The following is a 16,548-nucleotide window of genomic DNA, read 5'->3' as shown; positions in this document are numbered from 1 at the left end:
TCCACGTCCCGGAAGGACAGGATCGGCTCGCCGCCGAGGTCGTCATGGCGCTGGACCACGCCGATCGCGCTGGTGGCCGGCCCCGTCACGGGGTGCGGCGCGGTGACCGGACCCGGCACGAGGCCGCCCTGCTCCGCCGCGGGGGTGGTGGCGGAGGCGGCGTGGCTGCCGGCGTTGTTCTCGACCATGTCACGGTCCTTCCCGTCGAATGCCTTCGCGTTCATCGGAGATCCCCCTTCTCGTCCTTCTCGACGCCGAAGCGGTCCTCCGCCTCCGGGCCGTCCGTGCGGCCGGCGGAGTCGACGTCCGCCACCGTCGGTGCGGCGGAGGGGGCGGCGGCCAGGCCGCCCGCGGTCGTGGCGCCGGCCTCCGTCGCCGAGGCACGGCGGCTGAAGAAGCCGCGCTTGCGCCGGGCGCCGCCCGTCTGGCGGGGGTCGAACGCGTCGCGGAGGCCGTCGCCGAGGAAGTTCACGGACAGGGCGATCGCGAGGATCATCATGCCCGGCCACCAGAACAGCCACGGACGGGTGGTGAACGCGTTCTGGTACTGGCTGATCAGCAGGCCCAGGGACGAGTCCGGGGGCTTCACGCCGAAGCCCAGGTAGGAGAGCGAGGTCTCCAGGAGCACGGCGCCGGCGATCGCGAAGGTGGCGTTCACCACGATCACGCCGATGGTGTTCGGCAGCAGGTGCTTGGCGATGATGCGCCCGGGCTTGGCGCCCATGGCCACGGCCGCGGCCACGAACTCCTTCTCCCTCAGGGAGAGGATCTCGCCGCGCACCAGACGGGCGAGCGAGGTCCACGAGACCAGGCCCAGCACCACGGCGAGCGGGATGATCCCGAGTTCCAGGCCCGAGGCCATCTGACCCAGCACGGCGGCCAGCACCAGGAGCGGGATGACGATGATCAGGTCCGTCAGACGCATGAGCACCGAGTCCACCCAGCCGCCGAAGTACGCGGAGATCGCGCCGACGGCGGCGCCGATCACGGTGGAGAGCAGGCCCACGATGGCCGCGATGATCATCGACTGCTGCGTGCCGCGCATGACGAGCGCGAAGTAGTCCTTGCCCGTGGACTCCTGACCGAAGGGGTGCTCGCCCCAGCGCAGGCCGTCGCCGCCCAGGAACTGGGGCACGAGGGACAGGGTCGGCTTGCCGCCGTTCACGATGGTGGCGGCCGAGGTGTACGACTTGTCCCACCAGCCCGGGATGCCGGCGAAGCCGATCGAGGTGAACGCCAGGAGCGTCACCAGGGCGAGGACCACGAGGGAGACCATGGCGGCCTTGTGGCGGAAGAAGCGCTTCCGGACGAGGGAGCCCTGGGAGTAGGACTTGCCCGCGTTCTCCCGGAGCTTGATGTCCTCGGCCTCGGCGAGGTCGACGACGGCGGTGCCGCCCGCGGGGCGGCTGGTGTTCTGTGCAGAGGAGCTCACGGGGATCACACTCGAATCCGGGGGTCGAGGACGGCGTAGAGGATGTCCGCCACGAGGTTCATGAGGACGGCCGCGGTGCCGGTCACCAGGAAGAACGCCATCACGGGGGCGGGGTCCACCTGGCCTAGGCCGGTGGCGAACAGCTCGCCCATGCCCTTCCAGCCGAACACGCGCTCGGTGATGACCGCGCCGCCGATCAGGCCGGCGAAGTCGAACGCCATGATCGTGGTGATCGGGATCAGGGAGTTGCGGAAGGCGTGCTTCAGGATCACCTGGCGCTCGCCGAGGCCCTTGGCCCGCGCGGTGCGCATGTAGTCCTGACGGGACACCTCGAGCATCGAGGAGCGGGTGTACCGCGAGTAGGTGGCCACCGAGATGATGGTGAGCAGGATGGTCGGCAGCAGCAGCTGCGTGCCCTTGTCCAGGAACAGCACCCAGAAGTCGCCCTTGAGGTTGGGGGTCTCGGAGCCGATCGTGGAGATGGGCCGCGACTTCACGCGCAGGAGGGCGGGCCAGTAGTTCATCATGTGCTCGGCGATGATCGCGGTGCCCATGGTGAGGGCCGTGACCACGGAGACGGTGACGGCCGAGCCCTTGGAGAACCCGCCGAGGAGACGGCCGACGAGGACGCCCACGAGCACCGTGATGACCGCCAGGCCGGCGATGATCCAGCCGTTGGGGTTCGTGTACAGGATGCCGTAGGTGGCGTAGTAGCCCACCATGCCCAGGGCCACGGTGACGAGTCCCGCCTTGAGCACGGAGCGGTTGCGCAGGCCGGTGACGAGCGCGGTGGCGCCGACGGCCACGGCCAGGCCGATGAGCAGCTGCACGATCGGGCCCATGCGCGGATTGCGCCACATGTCGAACGCGAACATGAGGTAGGCCCCGGCGACGATCACGACGGCGGTGGCCAGGAACGTGAAGGCGCGGCGGGCGAGGGGGCCGGCCATGGCGGCCTGGAGCACGAGACCGAGGATCACCGCGAGGCCGATGATCAGCGCCCAGTTCAGGGTGGGCTCGGCGATCCAGTTGTTGTACCCGATCGCCATGTACTCCTTCAGGAGCACGGCGGCCCAGAACACGGGCAGGGAGAAGAAGAGGAAGATCAGGAACGTCACGGCGTAGTCGAGGCCGGAGTACTGGCGGATGGCCGTGATGATGCCCACGGCGACGCCGATGATGATCGCCAGCACGGTGGCCAGGACCACGAGGCGCAGCGTGGAGCTGGCGGCGTTGGCGAGGAGGTCTGCGACCTGCTGGCCGGACCGGTTGGTGCCCAGGGTGCCCTGCCCCAGGAGGTAGCCGCCGAGGCCCTTGAGCCAGGTGAAGTAGCGGACGTACCAGGGCTGGTCCAGGTTCATGTAGGCGATGCGGGTGGCGATCAGCTGATCGCGGTTGTTCGCCTGCGACTCCCGGAGGTCCCCGAGGGGGTCGCCCGAGTTGACGACGAGGAAGAACAGCAGGATCGACGCGCCGAAGAGGACGAGCAGGGAGCTGCCCAGGCGTCTCAGGATGAATTTCAGCACAACAGGGGGTGACCTTCCGTGCGGACGTGGAGGTGGGGGGTGGTGGAGCGCGCTCCGTCACGGGACTGGGCCCGACCGTGTCGGCCGGGCCCAGTCCCGTGCGTGCGGCCGCCGGTGCCGGGGGCTCCGGCGGCCGCAGGATCAGTGGTCAGGCGTGCGTCACTCGGCGACGCGCTTCCACTGCTCGACGTTCCAGAGGGCGCCCGTCTGCACGGAGGTGCCGCGCACGTTGGCGAGGTCCGCCTGGTGGGCGAGGACGCCCGGGTGCGCGTACAGCGGGATGGCCTGGAAGTCCTCCCACAGGGCCTTCTCGATGGCCTTCGTCTGCTCCAGCTGCTCCTTCTCGTCCAGAGAGGTGGAGAGCTTGTCCCACGCCTCGTCCACGGTCTTGTTCGAGTAGGACTGCTGGTTCTGCTGGCCGTCCGACTTGTAGATGTTCGCGCCGGAGGCCTTCTGGCCGGAGCCGGCCCAGGCGAACAGCGCCACGTCGTAGTCGCCCGCGGGCATGACCTCCTTGAAGAACACCTGGCTGTTGGCGTCCTGGATGTCGAAGCCCGCCTTGTCGCACTCGGACTTGATGAGGGCCACGGTCTCGGTGCGGCGCTGGTTGCCGGCCTGGTAGCCGAGGCGCACGACCGGCTTGTCCACACCCGACTGCTCGACGAGCTGCTTGGCCTTCTCCGGGTTCGGCTGCTCCAGCTCCTTCGGGAAGGCCGCGTCCACGACCTCCTGGTAGTTGTCCTGGAACGGGAACACCTCGCGGGCGTTCATGACCTGGGCCTCGGGGTTGATCGGCTTGATCAGGTTGTCCACGATCTGCTGGCGCGGCACGCACAGGGCGAACGCCTCGCGCAGCTCCGGGCTGTCCGCGAACACGGAGCCCTCGCCGCGGTTGAAGTCGAGGTGCTCCCAGGTCATCTCGTCGCCCTTCTGGACGTTGACCTGGTCGCCCAGGCCGTCCAGCTGGGACACGGTGTCGATGGTGGCCTGGGGCTCGATGACGTCGAGCTCCTTGTTCTGCAGCGCCTGGACGTGGGTCTCGGGGGCGGCGAACTTGATCACCAGCTCCTTGGTGGCGGCCGGGGTGCCCCAGTACTCGGGGTTGGCCTCCAGGGTGATGGAGTTGCCGGCCTGCCAGCTGCCGTCCTTGATGCGGTACGGGCCCATGGAGGGGATCATGTCCTGCTCGGGCAGCTCGCCCGGGGAGAAGTCCCAGCCGTTGTTCCAGAACTCCGCGGCGGGCTTCAGGGCCTCCACATCCTTCGCCTTGGCCGCCTCCACGAGGGCGTCCAGCTCCATGTCCGCGCCCTTGGCGATCACGTGGGCCGGGAGGGCGGTGTGCACGAGGATCTCCCAGTCGGCGTAGGGCTCCTCGTAGGTGATGGTGAACTCCTTGCCGTTGGGGTCACCCTCCGGCGCCTCCGGCACGCGCTTGCCGAACTCCGTGGAGATGGTCTCGAACAGCGGCGGCTTGTCGCCGGTCTCCGGGTCCGCCTCGCCCTCCGGGTTCTGGATGGTGGGGTTGTCGGCGGCCCACTGGACGATGTAGTCCGCGGCGGTCACGGGGGTGCCGTCGGACCACTTGGCGTCGTCGGCGATCGTGTACTTCACCGTGAGCGGATCGTCCGAGACCTTCTCGTAGGTGCCGAACTCCTCGTTCTTCAGCAGGGTGCCGTCGGTGCCGTAGTACCAGAAGCTGGAGAACAGGCGGTCCACCACGGCCGAGTTGTACGTCGTGTACGTGTTCTCCTGCAGGCCGTTGTAGGAGAGGAACTCGTCGGCGCCCACGGAGTAGGCGATGGAGCCGTCCTCGGTCTGGACGTCGCCCAGGTCCGCGAGGCCCGGACCGGTCACGGGGGCGGTGAGCTTCTGGCCGTTCTCGCCCGTGGTGACCTCACCGGCGCCGCCCGAGGCGGAGCCGCCCTCAGCGGCGGAGGAGCCGCCGTTCGCGGCCGGAGAGGAGGAGCCGCCGTCGTTGGAGGCCGGACCGGCCGGGGCACAGGCGGAGAGGACGAGGGCGGAGCCGAAGGCGAGCGCCGTCGCCGCGGAGAGCTTCGTGTGCTTCATGGAAGGATCTTCCGTTCATCTGAAGGTGCAAGGGCGACCCGGGCGGGCGGGGATTCCCCCGCCCGGGACGACCTCCGGCGTGGCGTGGATCACGACTATTCCGTGAGATGAGACACACTGTAACGGGTATCGCCGGGGAACGTGAAGCGGCGCGACGGGGATGACATACGGCGTCGTCCTCCCCCGGCCACAGCGGACGTTCAGCGGGGCAGCTGGGGTCCCACCGGGACGTAGCCGAGATAGCTCACGCCCGAGGTGTTGTACGTGAACCTGATGCCCATCACCACGCGGATGCCCACGTGCATGCCCCACGCGGCGAGGGCGAACACCCGGCCGGCGCGGCGGTCCAGGAGGGACAGCGGCGCGCCGAGCTCGACGGCGAGGGCCACGGCCGCCATGAGGGTGAACAGGCCGTCGCGATCTCGGAGCAGGTCCGCAGCGGCCGGTCGCGTGCCGCCGAACAGCTCCTTGCGCAGGCCGTCGATCGCGATCTGCCCGCGCAGCACGTCTCCCCCGGCCCACTTCACACCGAGGTCGCTGCGGACCTTCGCGACGCCGGAGATGAGGTAGACCACGCACGTCGTCGCGTTCACCATGGGCGCCACCCCGCCGTAGCGCCGCTCCAGGACGGCCGGCGCGAGGCCACGGCCCCGCACGAGGGCGTCGACGCTGAGGGCGTCGGCGCTGGGGGCGGCACCCAGCACCATCTGGTGCATGAGGAGCATGTTGTCGTTGTGGTAGAGCATCCCCCACGAGTTGCGGTAGGTGAGGGTCCACAGCTGCAGGGCCGCGTTCACCGGTCCCGTCACCCGGTGCGCCACGCCCAGGGTGGCGAGCGCGTTGACGGCCTGGGCGGCGTCGAACAGGCCGTCAGCCACCCTTGGCGCCAGCGGGCGCTGCAGCACCTTCACCACACCGACTGGCTCGAAGCGGCGCGCATCCTGGCGGTGGAGGTCACGGACCATGCCGCGGCGCCGCCACCCGTTCCAGGCGGCGAAGGCCCCGGTGCCGAGGCGCAGCACGGCGGGGCGGGCGGGCGTCGCGGCCGGGCGCAGGACGTCCACGGCGTGGCGCCAAAGGGCGTGGAGGACGGGACGGTCGGTGTTCATCGGGCGGCCTCCGGGGGGATCTGGTGTGCGGCGCGGCGCTCCTGCACCGCCTGGGCGGTCCCGCCGACCTCGCAGCGGGCCAGGACCTGCTCGCGGTACGGCTGGTTCCGCCCCTCGAGGTGGTCGCTGAACCGGAAGCGCGAGCGGACCACCTCGACGGTGGCGATGGCGGCCTCCCGGCGCCGGCGGGTCGAGCCGGGCCCGGAGCCGGTGGGCACGCGGCCCCCGAGGGCCGCGTTCTGACGCGCGAGCGAGTCCGCGTAGTCCTGGGCGACGACGGCGGCGTCCCCGCGGCGGATCGCCCGGGCCACCTGCTTGCGGGTCTGGTTGAGCCCGCCCTGCCCGAAGTGCCGGTAGTGCGGGATGACGCGGTCCCCCGCGGCGGTCAGTCCGATCACGTGAGGGACCCGCGCCGAGTCGCCGCGGTGCTCCGAGAACATCGGGTACGTGGACAGCGGGAAGGAGTCCAGCGCGAACTTCGGCGCCGACGCGCCGGACAGGTGCGGCCCGCGGTAGGCCCGCAGGGGCCACAGGGCCACGGCGACGGCGGCCGCGCCGAGGACGATCGCGCGGGCGTCCGCGGGGGTCGGGTCGGGGGCCGGGGACGTGCGGGGGCGGCGGGTGGTCGATGGTCTCACAGGTCTTCCTCGGGGACGGGCGGTGACGGGTGCGGGCGGGCCTCAGCGGACGACGCGGTCGGCCAGCAGGGTCCGGACGGCCCAGGCCCCGGCCATGCCGTGGACGCCGGCGCCGGGCGGCGTGGAGGCGGAGGCCAGGTACAGCCCCGGGCGGCCCGCGCGGTGCGGCACGGGGGTCGGCGCGGGGCGCAACAGCAGCTGGAGGCCGCCCATCGAGCCGCCGGCGATGTCGCCGCCCACGAGGTTCGGGTCCCAGGCCTCCAGGTCCGCGGGCCGGGAGGCCACGGCGCGGACGATCCGGTCGCGGAAGCCGGGGGCGAAGCGCTCCACCTGCTCCTCGATCAGCGGCCGCACGTCCCCGGCCCAGCCGTGCGGGACGTGGGCGTAGGACCACACCACGGTGCGGCCCGCGGCCGCGCCCGTGGCGCGCGAGGGGTCCGCCGCCTGCTGCTGGCAGAGCATGACGAACGGCTGCTCGGGCATGCGGCCGGCGGCGGCCTCGGCCTCGGCGTGCTGGATCTGCTCCCCCGTCCCGCCGAGGTGCACGGTGCCCGCGCCGGCCAGCGCCGGGTCGGACCACGGGATCGGGCCGTCCAGGAGGAAGTCCACCTTGGACACGGCCGCCCCGTACCGCCAGCGCCGCAGGGCCCGGGCGTAGCCGGCGGGCAGGTCCGTCCCGGCCAGCGCGGCCACCTGGCGCGGTGTCATGTCCAGCAGCACCGCGTCCGCGGCGGGCAGCTCACGCAGATCTCTCACGTCATGGTCCAGGTGCAGCCGGCCGCCGTGCTCCTCGAGCACCGCGACCAGCGCGGCGACGATCGCCCCGGATCCCCCCTCTGCCACGGGCCAGCCCGAGGTCATGCCGAGCGCGCCGAACAGGGCCCCGAACGCGCTCGTCAGGGGCCGACCCGGGGGCATGAGCGCGTGCACGGCCGAGCCGGTGTACAGGGCACGGGCCTGCTCGGTGCGGAAGGCGGCCCGCGCCGTCCACGCTGCCGGCCACGGGGCGCGCAGCCCCAGCTGGGCCATGGCCACGGGGTGCGGCCAGGGTCGGAGCATGGGCCCGAGCACGTCCTCCACCAGCTTCTCCGGCTGACGCACGAGCGCGCCGTGCACCGCCCGCCACGCGCGGCCGTCCACGCCGAGGCCATCGGCGGTGCGCTCCAGGTCCCGGTGCAGCAGGGCCGCGGGGCCATCCGGCAGCGGGTGGCCCATGGGCAGGTCGGGGTGCACCCAGCGCAAGCCGTGGCCGACGAGGTCCAGCTCACGGAACACGGGGCTGGCCACGCCGAACGGGTGTCCGGCCGCCCCCAGGTCGACCACGGTCCCCTCCCCCAGCACCGGGGCCGAGGCGCTCGCCCCGCCCGGCGCCGAGTGCCGTTCGTACACGTCCACCTTCCAGCCCTCCCGGGCCAGCAGGGCGGCGGCGGTCAGACCGTTGGGGCCCGAGCCCACAACGACGGCGCGCCCGGGCTCGGCGCCCCGCGGCAGGGCGAACCCCTGCCCGGGGGCCGCTCGGCCCGCGCCGAGCGGCAGGCCGAGACGGTCGGCCAGACCGGTGACGCGGGTGGGCAGGGAGGGCCTACGAGACATGGGGACTCCTGGGGTCGGGGCGGGCCCGGGACGGCACGCGGAGCGGACGGGGTGCTCACCCCCAGCGTGGCCGCGTGCGATGAGACCGCCATGAGAGGGCCGGGGCGGTCCGCCCCCTAGGATGGCGGACGACCCCGCAGGCCGTCCCGGCCACGCCGACCGCCGTCTGGAAGGAGGCCCACGCATGGACCCGTTCTGGACGGCCCTCGCGCTCACCGTGGTCGCCGGGGTCTCGACCGCCGTCGGCGGTGCCCTGGGCGCCATCGGCCGGCCGATCTCCGGCCGTGGGCTGGCCATGGCCCTCGGGCTCGCCGCCGGGGTGATGGTGACGGTCTCGCTCGCGGAGATGATGCCGGCCGCGGGCGAGGGTCTGGCCACCGGGGTGGGCTTGGCCGGAGGCCTCGCGGCGGTCGCCGCGCTCCTGGCCGGGGCCGGTGCCTACCTGCTGCTGGATCACCTGCTGCCGGAGCCCGCTCCCCCGTCCCCGGCCGACGGCGCCGGGCCGGGCGGCACGGGCGCCGCCACCCGCCGCATGGCCCGCCTCGGCGCGGTGACGGCCGCCGCGATCGCGGCCCACAACCTGCCGGAGGGGTTCGTCACCTTCGCCGGCGCCCTCGAGGACCCCTCCGTGGGGCTCGCCCTGGCCATCGCGATGGCGGTGCACAACGTCCCGGAGGGCATCGCCGTCGCCGTCCCGGTGCGCACCGCGACGGGCTCGCGGCGCCGCGCCTTCACCTGGGCGGCGGTGGCCGGCGTGGCCGAGCCGGTCGGCGCCCTCGTCGGCTACCTGGTGCTTGCGCCCTTCCTGACGCCCGCGGTCCTGGGCGCGGTGTACGGCCTGGTGTCCGGCGTCATGGTGACGCTGAGCCTGCACGTCCTGCTCCCCGAGGCGCAGCGCGCCGGCGGACGCACCCCCACGCTGCTGGGTGCGCTGGCGGGGATCGCCGTGATGCTGGTCTCCCTCGACCTGCTCGCCTGAGCCGGCGGCTCAGTTGTAGCGGGCCTCCTGGAGGACCGCCTCGGCCTCACGCTCGGTCCCGTCGGGGGTCCGCCACACGACGGCGATCCGCTCCCCCGCGTTGTGGTCGTTGACCAGCCGGGACATCCGCGAGGCGTTGCCCCCCACCTCCGTGCCGTCCACGGCGGTGATCACGTCGCCCGGCGCGAGGCCGATCTCCTCGCCGGCCGAGCCCGGGTCCACTCGGAGGACCTCCACGCCGTCTCCCGAGCCGGAGACCATGATCCCCAGCGAGCCGTCCGCCCCGATGCTCACGGTGTCCGTCTCCTCGCCGGAGAGGACCTGGGCCACGACGTCGAAGGCCACGTCCAGCGGGATGGCGAACCCATCGACCTCGTCGGAGGTGGTGCCCTCGCTCGCGGCCACGGTCACGCCCACCACCTGACCCTCCGCGTCCACCAGTGGACCGCCGGAGTAGCCGGGCACCACGTCCGCGTCCGTCTGGATCAGCCCGGTGAGGCGGGCGAAGTCGTCCGTGCCCTCGGTGGCCGCCATGATCGACTGGTCCGTGCGCAGCACCTCCCCGGCCACGGCCGTCAGATGGCCCTGTCCGGAGCCGTTGCCGGCGGCGGCCACCCGATCTCCACGGGCGGGGAGCTCCCGGGACACGCTCGTGGTGGTCAGATCCGCGGCGTCCTCCACGTCCAGGACGGCGATGTCGTGCTCGGCGTCCCGGCCCAGGACCGTGGCGGTGTACCGCCGGCCGGTGTCCGCCACCGTGACGACGACGTCCGAGGAGTCCTCCACCACGTGGTAGTTGGTGATCGCGAGCCCGTCCTCGGACAGCACGATCCCGGTCCCGGTCCCCATCATGGTGCCCAGCGTGGTCTCCACGAGGAGGACGCCCGGGGCGTCGTCCACCCGGGCGCCGGCGGCGAGGCCCGGACCCGACCCCACCGCGCCGTCCCAGTCCACGGTCACGCCGTCATGGGCGCCCTCGAGGCCGGCCGCGAGCGCCTGCAGCTCCTCGCTCGACGCCCGGGGGGCCGCCGCCTCCGTCCCCTGCCGCGCGACCATGTCCCCCATCCGCCCGGCGACCAGCAGCGCCAGCCCCACGGCCAGCACCACGGCACCGAGGACGCCGAGCACGCTGATCAGCACGGTCCCCGGCGATCGTCGGGGCCGCGCGGGCGGGGGCCAGCCGGGGGGCGGCGTCTGGGGCGGCCGGGCGGGTGGGACTGCGGTCACCGGGATCAGCCGCGCGCGGCGGCCAGGGCGGCCTCGTAGTCCGGCTCGGCGGTGATCTCGTCCCCCAGCTCGGTGTGCACCACGCGGCCCTCGGCGTCGATCACGACGACGGCGCGTGCGAGCAGCCCCGCCATGGGGCCCTCGGCGAGCTCCACGCCGTAGACGGTGCCGAAGTCCGAGCGGAAGACGGAGGCGGGGGTGACGGCGTCGATGCCCTCCGCGGAGCAGAAGCGGGCGGCGGCGAACGGCAGGTCGGCGGACACGGCGAGGACGGCGGTGCCCTCGAGCCCGGCGGCCTCCTCGTTGAACCGGCGCACGGACTGCGCGCACACGCCGGTGTCGAGGGACGGGAAGATGTTCAGCACCACCGTGTGCCCGGCCAGCGCGGCGAGCTCGACGGCCCCGAGGTCCTGGCCCGTGAGGGTGAAGGCGGGCGCGGCGGAGCCGACCGCGGGCAGCTCGCCCACGGTGCGGACGGGGGTGCTCTTGAGATGGGTCATGGCCATGGGCGACAGCCTAGGATGGCGCGAGGCCGGGCGTGGGCGTGTCCCGCGGGACTCGGCGCAGGGCGAACGGGAGGCCGCATCCGATGCACGAGACGCTGACGTCCAACGTCACGGACACCGCACTGCTCTTCGAGGGCGGGGGCATGCGCGCCTCCTACACCTCGGCGATGGTGGTGGAGCTGCTGCGCGCGGGCGTGCACGTGGACTTCGTGGCCGGGATCTCCGCCGGCTCCTCCAACTCCGTGAACTACCTCTCCCGCTCCCCCGAGCGCGCGCGGCAGGCGTTCGTGGACTTCGCGGACGACCCGCGCTTCGGGAACTGGCGGACGTTCCTGCGCGGCAAGGGGATGTTCAACGCGGAGTACATCTACGAGCACGCGGGCCTGCCGGAGGCGGACCTGCCGTACGACTTCGCCACGTTCGAGGCCAACCCCGCCCGTCTGGTGCTCGCGGGCTTCGACGCGGTCACGGGCGAGACCCGCTGGTGGACCCGCGAGGACATGGGGACCCTGCGGGACCTCATGGTGCGCGTGCGGGCGTCCTCGACCATGCCCATCCTCATGCCCCCGGTGCACGCGGAGGGCACGGTGTTCGTGGACGGCGCCCTCGGCGTGGACGGCGGCATCCCGGTGACCGCCGCGGAGGAGGCGGGCTTCGAGCGGCTGTTCGTGGTGATGACCCGCGAGCGCTCCTACGTCAAGGGGCCCGAGCGCTTCCCCGCGTTCTACCAGCGGGCGTTCCGGAGGTACCCCGCCGTGGCCGAGGCGCTGCTGACGCGGTGGCAGCGGTACAACGCCACGCGCGAGCGCCTGTTCCAGATGGAGCGGGAGGGCCGCGCCTACCTGTTCGTCCCCGAGACCATGCCCGTGTCCAACGGGGAGCGGTCCGTGGCGAAGCTGGCCGCGTCCCACGAGCTGGGCCTGGCGCAGGCGCGGCGGGAGATGCCGGCGATCAAGGAATTCCTCGGGCTCTGAACGGATGCCCTGGCGGCCGCCGGACCGGGGTCGGATCAGGTCCGGACCGCGGCGGGGCGCTCCCGCACGGACTCCGTGGGCAGCCCGAACACCGAGTCGAACACGTAGGCGTACACCGCCGCGTACACGAGGAAGAAGACGAGCAGCCCGGCCTCGATCAGGAACGCCTCCCACAGCCCCACGCCGAGCACGAGCGCCACCGCGGGCACCAGGAAGACGAGCAGCCCGCCCTCGAAGCCGATGGCGTGCGCCGCGCGCATCCACCACGGCCGGTGCGTGACGCCGACGCGGCGTTCGAACCGCTCGAACAGGGTGTTGAACACCAGGTTCCAGAGCAGGGCCACCGTCGAGGAGACCACGGCCACCGCCAGCGAGGGCCCGCCGGCGTTGCCCAGCGCCGAGAGGATGCCGGTGGTGAAGAGGATCGCCAACGCCTCGAACACCACGGCGTACACCACCCGGCGCAGCGCCGCGGAGGCGAACACCGGCCGGCCGACCAGCGCCCGGCGCCCCCCGGGCCCGCGCGGCGCGGAGAGCTCCGCGGCGGAGGCAGCGTCGACGTCGGCGGCACGGGGCATGGAGGTCCTCCTGAGGACGTGAGGCGGGGCGGGGCGGGTCGGAGGCGCGCCGTGCCCACCCTAGGACCTGCTGTGGCCCCTCCCCCGCGGCTTCGCTCGGGGCGCACCCGGCGACGGCGCAGGTCACACCGCCCCCCGGCGCTCAGCGCCGGGGGCGGTCCCGTTATGCTCGAGACCGCGCCGCGACCGCCGCGGGAGCGCACACCCTCCGAGGAGCAACACGCATGAGTGGTCTGGTAGCCCTGCTCGACGACGTCGCCGCCCTGGCGCGCCTGGCCGCGGCGAGCGTGGACGACGTCGCCGCCGGCGCCGCGAAGGCGAGCGCGAAGGCCGCCGGCGTGGTGGTGGACGACGCGGCCGTGACGCCCCAGTACATGTCCGGCGCCGCCGCCAAGCGTGAGCTGCCGATGATCTGGCGCATCACCAAGGGCTCGCTGCGCAACAAGCTCCTGTTCATCCTGCCCGCGCTGCTCCTGATCGACTGGCTGGCACCGTGGCTGCTGCCGTGGCTGCTCCTGGCCGGCGGCACCTACCTCTCCTACGAGGGCGCCCACAAGATCTGGGGCAAGCTCACCGGCCACCACGCGTCCCACGAGGCTCCGGCCGTGGAGAAGGGGCCCGAGGCGGAGGACAAGGTGGTCCGCGGGGCCATCACCACGGACTTCATCCTCTCCGCGGAGATCATGGTGATCTCCATGAACGAGGTGGCGGACCAGTCGTTCTGGCTCAAGGCCGCGATCCTGGCGGTGGTCGCCGTGGTGATCACCGCGGTGGTCTACGGCGCGGTGGCGCTGATCGTGAAGATGGACGACATCGGTCTGCACATGACGGAGAGCGCCCGCACCTCGGGCGGCCGTTCATTCGGCGCCGGCCTGGTCAAGGCCATGCCCGTGGTGCTCAGCGTCATCACCGTGATCGGCACCGTGGCCATGCTCTGGGTGGGCGGGCACATCGTGCTGATGGAGCTCTCCGCCCTGGGGCTGCCCTGGCCCTATGACCTGCAGCACGACATCGTCCATGCGGTCGAGGCGGCCGGCGGGTTCGTCGCGTGGCTCGTGGAGACCCTCACCTCTGCGGTGTGGGGCCTGATCTGGGGTTCCCTCGTGGTCGTCGTGATGCTGGTCGTGGACCGCGTGCGCGGGAAGAAGGACACCCTGGCGCACTGACGCCGGCGCCCCCGCGACGACGGGCCCGTCTCCCCTCCGGGAGACGGGCCCGTCCGTGTCTGCGGCTCCGGGCCGGACCCGGCGCCCTCAGTCCGCGGTGAGGAAGGTGCGCAGCGCGGTGACGAACGCCTCGGGCTGGTCCGCATGCACCCAGTGGGAGGCGTCCCGCACCGTCACCCGCACGACGCGCGGGAACAGGGCCTTCATCCCCGGCACGTCCGCGTCCCGGATGTAGTCGGAGTCCGCTCCCCCGAGCCAGAGCACGGGCCGGTCGAACACCCGCTCCGGGTCCTCGGGGACCACGGGGTCGGGGAAGCGACCCACCTCCTCGAGGTGCGCGAAGAGCATGTCGATGTTCGGCTGCCACGAGAAGCGGCCGGACTCGCGGCGGAGGTTCTGCAGCAGGAAGCCGCGCACGCGCTCGTCGTGGACGTGCTCGGCCATGGCGGCGTCCGCCTCCGCGCGGGAGCCGTACGAGGCCAGGTCCATGCGGCGCATGGTCCCGAGCAGGTGGACGAACTCGTCCGTGGCGGACTCGGACATGCGGGGGGCGATGTCCACCACCACGAGACGGTCCACGAGGTCCGGGTGGCGCAGGGCGAGCGCCATGGACACCTTGCCGCCCATCGAGTGGCCCACGAGGTGGACCGGGCCGTCCGCGGCGAGGCCGGCGCGCAGGTGCGCCGCCACGCGGTCGGCGAGCTCCTGGTAGTCCACGCGGTCCGTCCACGGGGACTGGCCGTGGTCCGGCAGGTCGATCAGCTCGCACGTGAAGTCGTCCGCGAGCTCCTTGGCGATCCCGGTGAAGTTCCGGCCCCGGCCCATCAGGCCGTGCAGGAAGGCGACGCGGCGCGGGCCCTCACCCACCCGGGTGGAGGCGAGGGAGGCGTCGTGGGCGGGGGTGAAGTGCGGCTGCGCTGAGGTCACCGCACCAGGGTAGGCGGCGCGGGGCGCACCGGTCCGCCCGTGCTGACACCGCAGAGTTCACCTGCCCGTGCCCGACCGGTCATCACCCGCACCGCTGGGCCCCGTCCGGGCGCGGCAGGCTCGCCCCATGAGCGAGAACCACGCGCCCCTGCTCCCGTCCGCCTCCCGCCGTTCCGTCCTCGCCGCCGGCCTGCTGGCCCCGGCCGCCCTGGCGACGCCGGCCGCCGCCCGCCCCGCGCACACCCACCCCCGGCACACCCCGGGCGGCCTCGTCGCCTCCCGCCTGACCCTGCCCTCCGGCGTCGCCACGGGCGACGTCTCCTCGGACTCCGCCGTGTTGTGGGCCCGCTCCTCCGGAACGTCCCGTCTCACCGCGGTGCTGCGCGCCGTGGACGAGGACGGGGAGGTCATCCGCCGCGGCCGGTTCCAGCACGGGGTGACCCTGCGCTCGGGCTGGGTCGACGGGCGGACCGACCACACCGCCAAGATCGTGGCCGACCGCCTGCCCTCCGGCACGCGCTTCGAGGTGACCTACGCCTTCGAGGACGAGGCGGGCCGCCTCGGCGAGTCCGCCGTGGCCCACGTCACCACGGCCCCCGGCAAGCGCTTCGGCCAGCGCACCAGCGCCGCCCAGTCCTTCGTCTGGACCGCCGACACCGCGGGCCAGGGCTACGGCATCAACCCCGACATCGGCGGCATGCGCGGGTATGCGGCCATGCTGGACACGAAGCCCGACTTCTTCCTGCACTCCGGCGACACGGTCTACGCCGACAACCCGATCCCGGAGACCATGACGGTGGCCGGCGAGCCGACGTGGCGCAACCTGGTGACCGAGGAGACTTCCAAGGTCGCTGAGACGCTGGACGAGTTCCGCGGCCGCCACCGCTACAACCTCATGGACGAGAACGTGCGCGCCCTGTACGCCGAGGTGCCGGTCATCGCCCAGTGGGACGACCACGAGACCACGAACAACTGGTGGCCCGGCGAGGTGCTCGAGGACCCGCGGTACACCCGGGTGCGGGACGTGGACACCCTCGCCGCCCGCGGCCGCCGCGCCTGGCAGGAGTACATGCCGATCGCGGACGCCACCGCGCTGCGCCCGCTCCGGCGCCGGGGCGACGGGTTCGCCCCGGCCCGCATCCACCGCAAGATCTCCCGCGGCCCCTCGCTCGACGTGTTCGCCCTGGACATGCGCACCTTCAAGGGGGAGAACACGCCCGGCCTGGAGGAGCACGAGACGCCGCTCCTCGGCGAGGAGCAGCTGCAGTGGCTGATCCGCGAGCTGAAGGCCTCCACCGCCACCTGGAAGGTCATCGGCAACGACCTGCCGCTGGGGCTCGTCGTCCCGGACGGGAAGGCCCAGGAGTCGATCTCCAATGCCGACCCGGGCCGTCCGCTGGGGCGAGAGCTCGAGCTGGCACGCCTGCTCAAGGCGATCAAGGACCACCGGGTCCGGAACGTGGTCTTCCTCACGGGCGACGTGCACTACGCCGCCGCCCACCACTACTCGCCCGACCGGGCCGCGCTCACCGACTTCGACCCCTTCTGGGAGTTCGTGGCCGGCCCGATCAACGCCGGCTCCTTCGGCCCGAATCCGCTGGACGGGACGTTCGGCCCGCGCGTGGACTTCCACGAGGCGGGACCGATCATGGGCTCACCGCGCTCCGGTGAGCACCAGTACTTCGGCCACGTCGAGATCCCCGAGGACGGCTCCGAGTTCCGGGTCCGGCTGATCAACGCGAACGGCCGCACCGTCTACTCCCGCACGCTGACGGCGGCCTGACCCCCGCCGCCGCCGCGGACGACGGGGGGCCCCCCCCCCCCGC

General features: G+C 73.0%; 14 protein-coding genes and 1 pseudogene. 4 read left to right on the top strand and 11 right to left on the bottom strand.

Annotated elements, in window-relative coordinates; translation table 11 throughout:
- From Q4D18_RS03640 to Q4D18_RS03610, 7 genes and pseudogenes are all read right to left on the bottom strand, one after another.
- A pseudogene (locus Q4D18_RS03640) lies at positions 1 to 224 on the bottom strand (hypothetical protein); the annotation flags it as partial.
- Complete coding sequence (locus tag Q4D18_RS03635; RefSeq protein WP_303125935.1) at positions 221 to 1,357, bottom strand: ABC transporter permease; 1,137 nt, start codon at positions 1,355 to 1,357, stop codon at positions 221 to 223. The gene Q4D18_RS03635 and the pseudogene Q4D18_RS03640, both read right to left, overlap by 4 nt.
- Positions 1,358 to 1,437: 80 nt before the next feature.
- The gene (locus Q4D18_RS03630; RefSeq protein ID WP_303125905.1) at positions 1,438 to 2,958 is read right to left on the bottom strand and encodes an ABC transporter permease; all 1,521 of its coding nucleotides are present in this window, start codon (positions 2,956 to 2,958) and stop codon (positions 1,438 to 1,440) included.
- A 159-nt stretch (positions 2,959 to 3,117) separates the two neighbouring features.
- Positions 3,118 to 5,025: an ABC transporter family substrate-binding protein gene (locus Q4D18_RS03625; protein ID WP_303125901.1), complete on the bottom strand. Its 1,908-nt coding sequence runs from the start codon at positions 5,023 to 5,025 to the stop codon at positions 3,118 to 3,120.
- Positions 5,026 to 5,225: 200 nt separating this feature from the next.
- Positions 5,226 to 6,134, bottom strand: a complete 909-nt coding sequence (locus Q4D18_RS03620; protein WP_303125898.1) for a hypothetical protein — start codon at positions 6,132 to 6,134, stop codon at positions 5,226 to 5,228.
- Positions 6,131 to 6,772 carry a hypothetical protein gene (locus Q4D18_RS03615; RefSeq protein WP_303125896.1) on the bottom strand — a complete coding sequence of 214 codons (642 nt, stop codon included), beginning with the start codon at positions 6,770 to 6,772 and terminating at the stop codon, positions 6,131 to 6,133. The genes Q4D18_RS03620 and Q4D18_RS03615 overlap by 4 nt, the downstream gene beginning before the upstream one ends.
- Positions 6,773 to 6,814: 42 nt before the next feature.
- The gene (locus Q4D18_RS03610) at positions 6,815 to 8,365 is read right to left on the bottom strand and encodes an NAD(P)/FAD-dependent oxidoreductase (RefSeq protein ID WP_303125895.1); all 1,551 of its coding nucleotides are present in this window, start codon (positions 8,363 to 8,365) and stop codon (positions 6,815 to 6,817) included.
- A 184-nt stretch (positions 8,366 to 8,549) separates the two neighbouring features.
- Between Q4D18_RS03610 and zupT the strand changes: the two genes are divergently transcribed.
- Entirely contained in the window at positions 8,550 to 9,344 is a 795-nt protein-coding gene (gene zupT / locus Q4D18_RS03605; protein WP_303125893.1) for a zinc transporter ZupT, read from the top strand.
- Between the two features lie 9 nt (positions 9,345 to 9,353).
- Here zupT and Q4D18_RS03600 read toward each other — a convergent pair whose 3' ends face one another.
- Positions 9,354 to 10,484, bottom strand: coding sequence for a S1C family serine protease (locus tag Q4D18_RS03600; RefSeq protein WP_303125891.1), 1,131 nt, complete (start codon positions 10,482 to 10,484; stop codon positions 9,354 to 9,356).
- 92 nt (positions 10,485 to 10,576) lie between these two features.
- The gene (tpx, locus tag Q4D18_RS03595; protein WP_303125888.1) at positions 10,577 to 11,077 is read right to left on the bottom strand and encodes a thiol peroxidase; all 501 of its coding nucleotides are present in this window, start codon (positions 11,075 to 11,077) and stop codon (positions 10,577 to 10,579) included.
- 83 nt (positions 11,078 to 11,160) lie between these two features.
- Between tpx and Q4D18_RS03590 the strand changes: the two genes are divergently transcribed.
- Complete coding sequence (locus Q4D18_RS03590) at positions 11,161 to 12,051, top strand: patatin family protein (RefSeq protein ID WP_303125886.1); 891 nt, start codon at positions 11,161 to 11,163, stop codon at positions 12,049 to 12,051.
- A gap of 35 nt (positions 12,052 to 12,086) precedes the next feature.
- Here the strand turns inward: Q4D18_RS03590 and Q4D18_RS03585 are convergent, their stop codons facing one another.
- The gene (locus Q4D18_RS03585; protein ID WP_303125884.1) at positions 12,087 to 12,629 is read right to left on the bottom strand and encodes a PACE efflux transporter; all 543 of its coding nucleotides are present in this window, start codon (positions 12,627 to 12,629) and stop codon (positions 12,087 to 12,089) included.
- A 224-nt stretch (positions 12,630 to 12,853) separates the two neighbouring features.
- On the opposite strand from Q4D18_RS03585, the gene Q4D18_RS03580 reads away from it, so the two are divergent.
- Positions 12,854 to 13,795, top strand: a complete 942-nt coding sequence (locus Q4D18_RS03580) for a DUF808 family protein (RefSeq protein WP_303125882.1) — start codon at positions 12,854 to 12,856, stop codon at positions 13,793 to 13,795.
- An 87-nt stretch (positions 13,796 to 13,882) separates the two neighbouring features.
- Here Q4D18_RS03580 and Q4D18_RS03575 read toward each other — a convergent pair whose 3' ends face one another.
- The gene (locus Q4D18_RS03575; protein ID WP_303125880.1) at positions 13,883 to 14,722 is read right to left on the bottom strand and encodes an alpha/beta fold hydrolase; all 840 of its coding nucleotides are present in this window, start codon (positions 14,720 to 14,722) and stop codon (positions 13,883 to 13,885) included.
- Positions 14,723 to 14,849: 127 nt separating this feature from the next.
- On the opposite strand from Q4D18_RS03575, the gene Q4D18_RS03570 reads away from it, so the two are divergent.
- Positions 14,850 to 16,505: an alkaline phosphatase gene (locus tag Q4D18_RS03570; protein ID WP_303125877.1), complete on the top strand. Its 1,656-nt coding sequence runs from the start codon at positions 14,850 to 14,852 to the stop codon at positions 16,503 to 16,505.
- Positions 16,506 to 16,548: the final 43 nt, after the last annotated feature.

Origin of the sequence: Micrococcus sp. (assembly GCF_030523875.1) — a bacterium.
Classification (GTDB): Bacteria; Actinomycetota; Actinomycetes; order Actinomycetales; family Micrococcaceae; genus Micrococcus.
The sequence above is the reverse complement of the archived record's forward strand: the minus strand, read 5'-3'. Positions and strand labels throughout refer to the sequence as shown.

Coding starts and splice junctions, on each gene's coding strand:
- Q4D18_RS03610 (WP_303125895.1), bottom strand. CDS start 8,365: ATGTCTCGTAGGCCCTCCCTGCCCACCCGCGTCACCGGTCTGGCCGAC.
- Q4D18_RS03620 (WP_303125898.1), bottom strand. CDS start 6,134: ATGAACACCGACCGTCCCGTCCTCCACGCCCTTTGGCGCCACGCCGTG.
- Q4D18_RS03580 (WP_303125882.1), top strand. CDS start 12,854: ATGAGTGGTCTGGTAGCCCTGCTCGACGACGTCGCCGCCCTGGCGCGC.
- Q4D18_RS03585 (WP_303125884.1), bottom strand. CDS start 12,629: ATGCCCCGTGCCGCCGACGTCGACGCTGCCTCCGCCGCGGAGCTCTCC.
- zupT (WP_303125893.1), top strand. CDS start 8,550: ATGGACCCGTTCTGGACGGCCCTCGCGCTCACCGTGGTCGCCGGGGTC.
- Q4D18_RS03570 (WP_303125877.1), top strand. CDS start 14,850: ATGAGCGAGAACCACGCGCCCCTGCTCCCGTCCGCCTCCCGCCGTTCC.
- tpx (WP_303125888.1), bottom strand. CDS start 11,077: ATGGCCATGACCCATCTCAAGAGCACCCCCGTCCGCACCGTGGGCGAG.
- Q4D18_RS03590 (WP_303125886.1), top strand. CDS start 11,161: ATGCACGAGACGCTGACGTCCAACGTCACGGACACCGCACTGCTCTTC.
- Q4D18_RS03625 (WP_303125901.1), bottom strand. CDS start 5,025: ATGAAGCACACGAAGCTCTCCGCGGCGACGGCGCTCGCCTTCGGCTCC.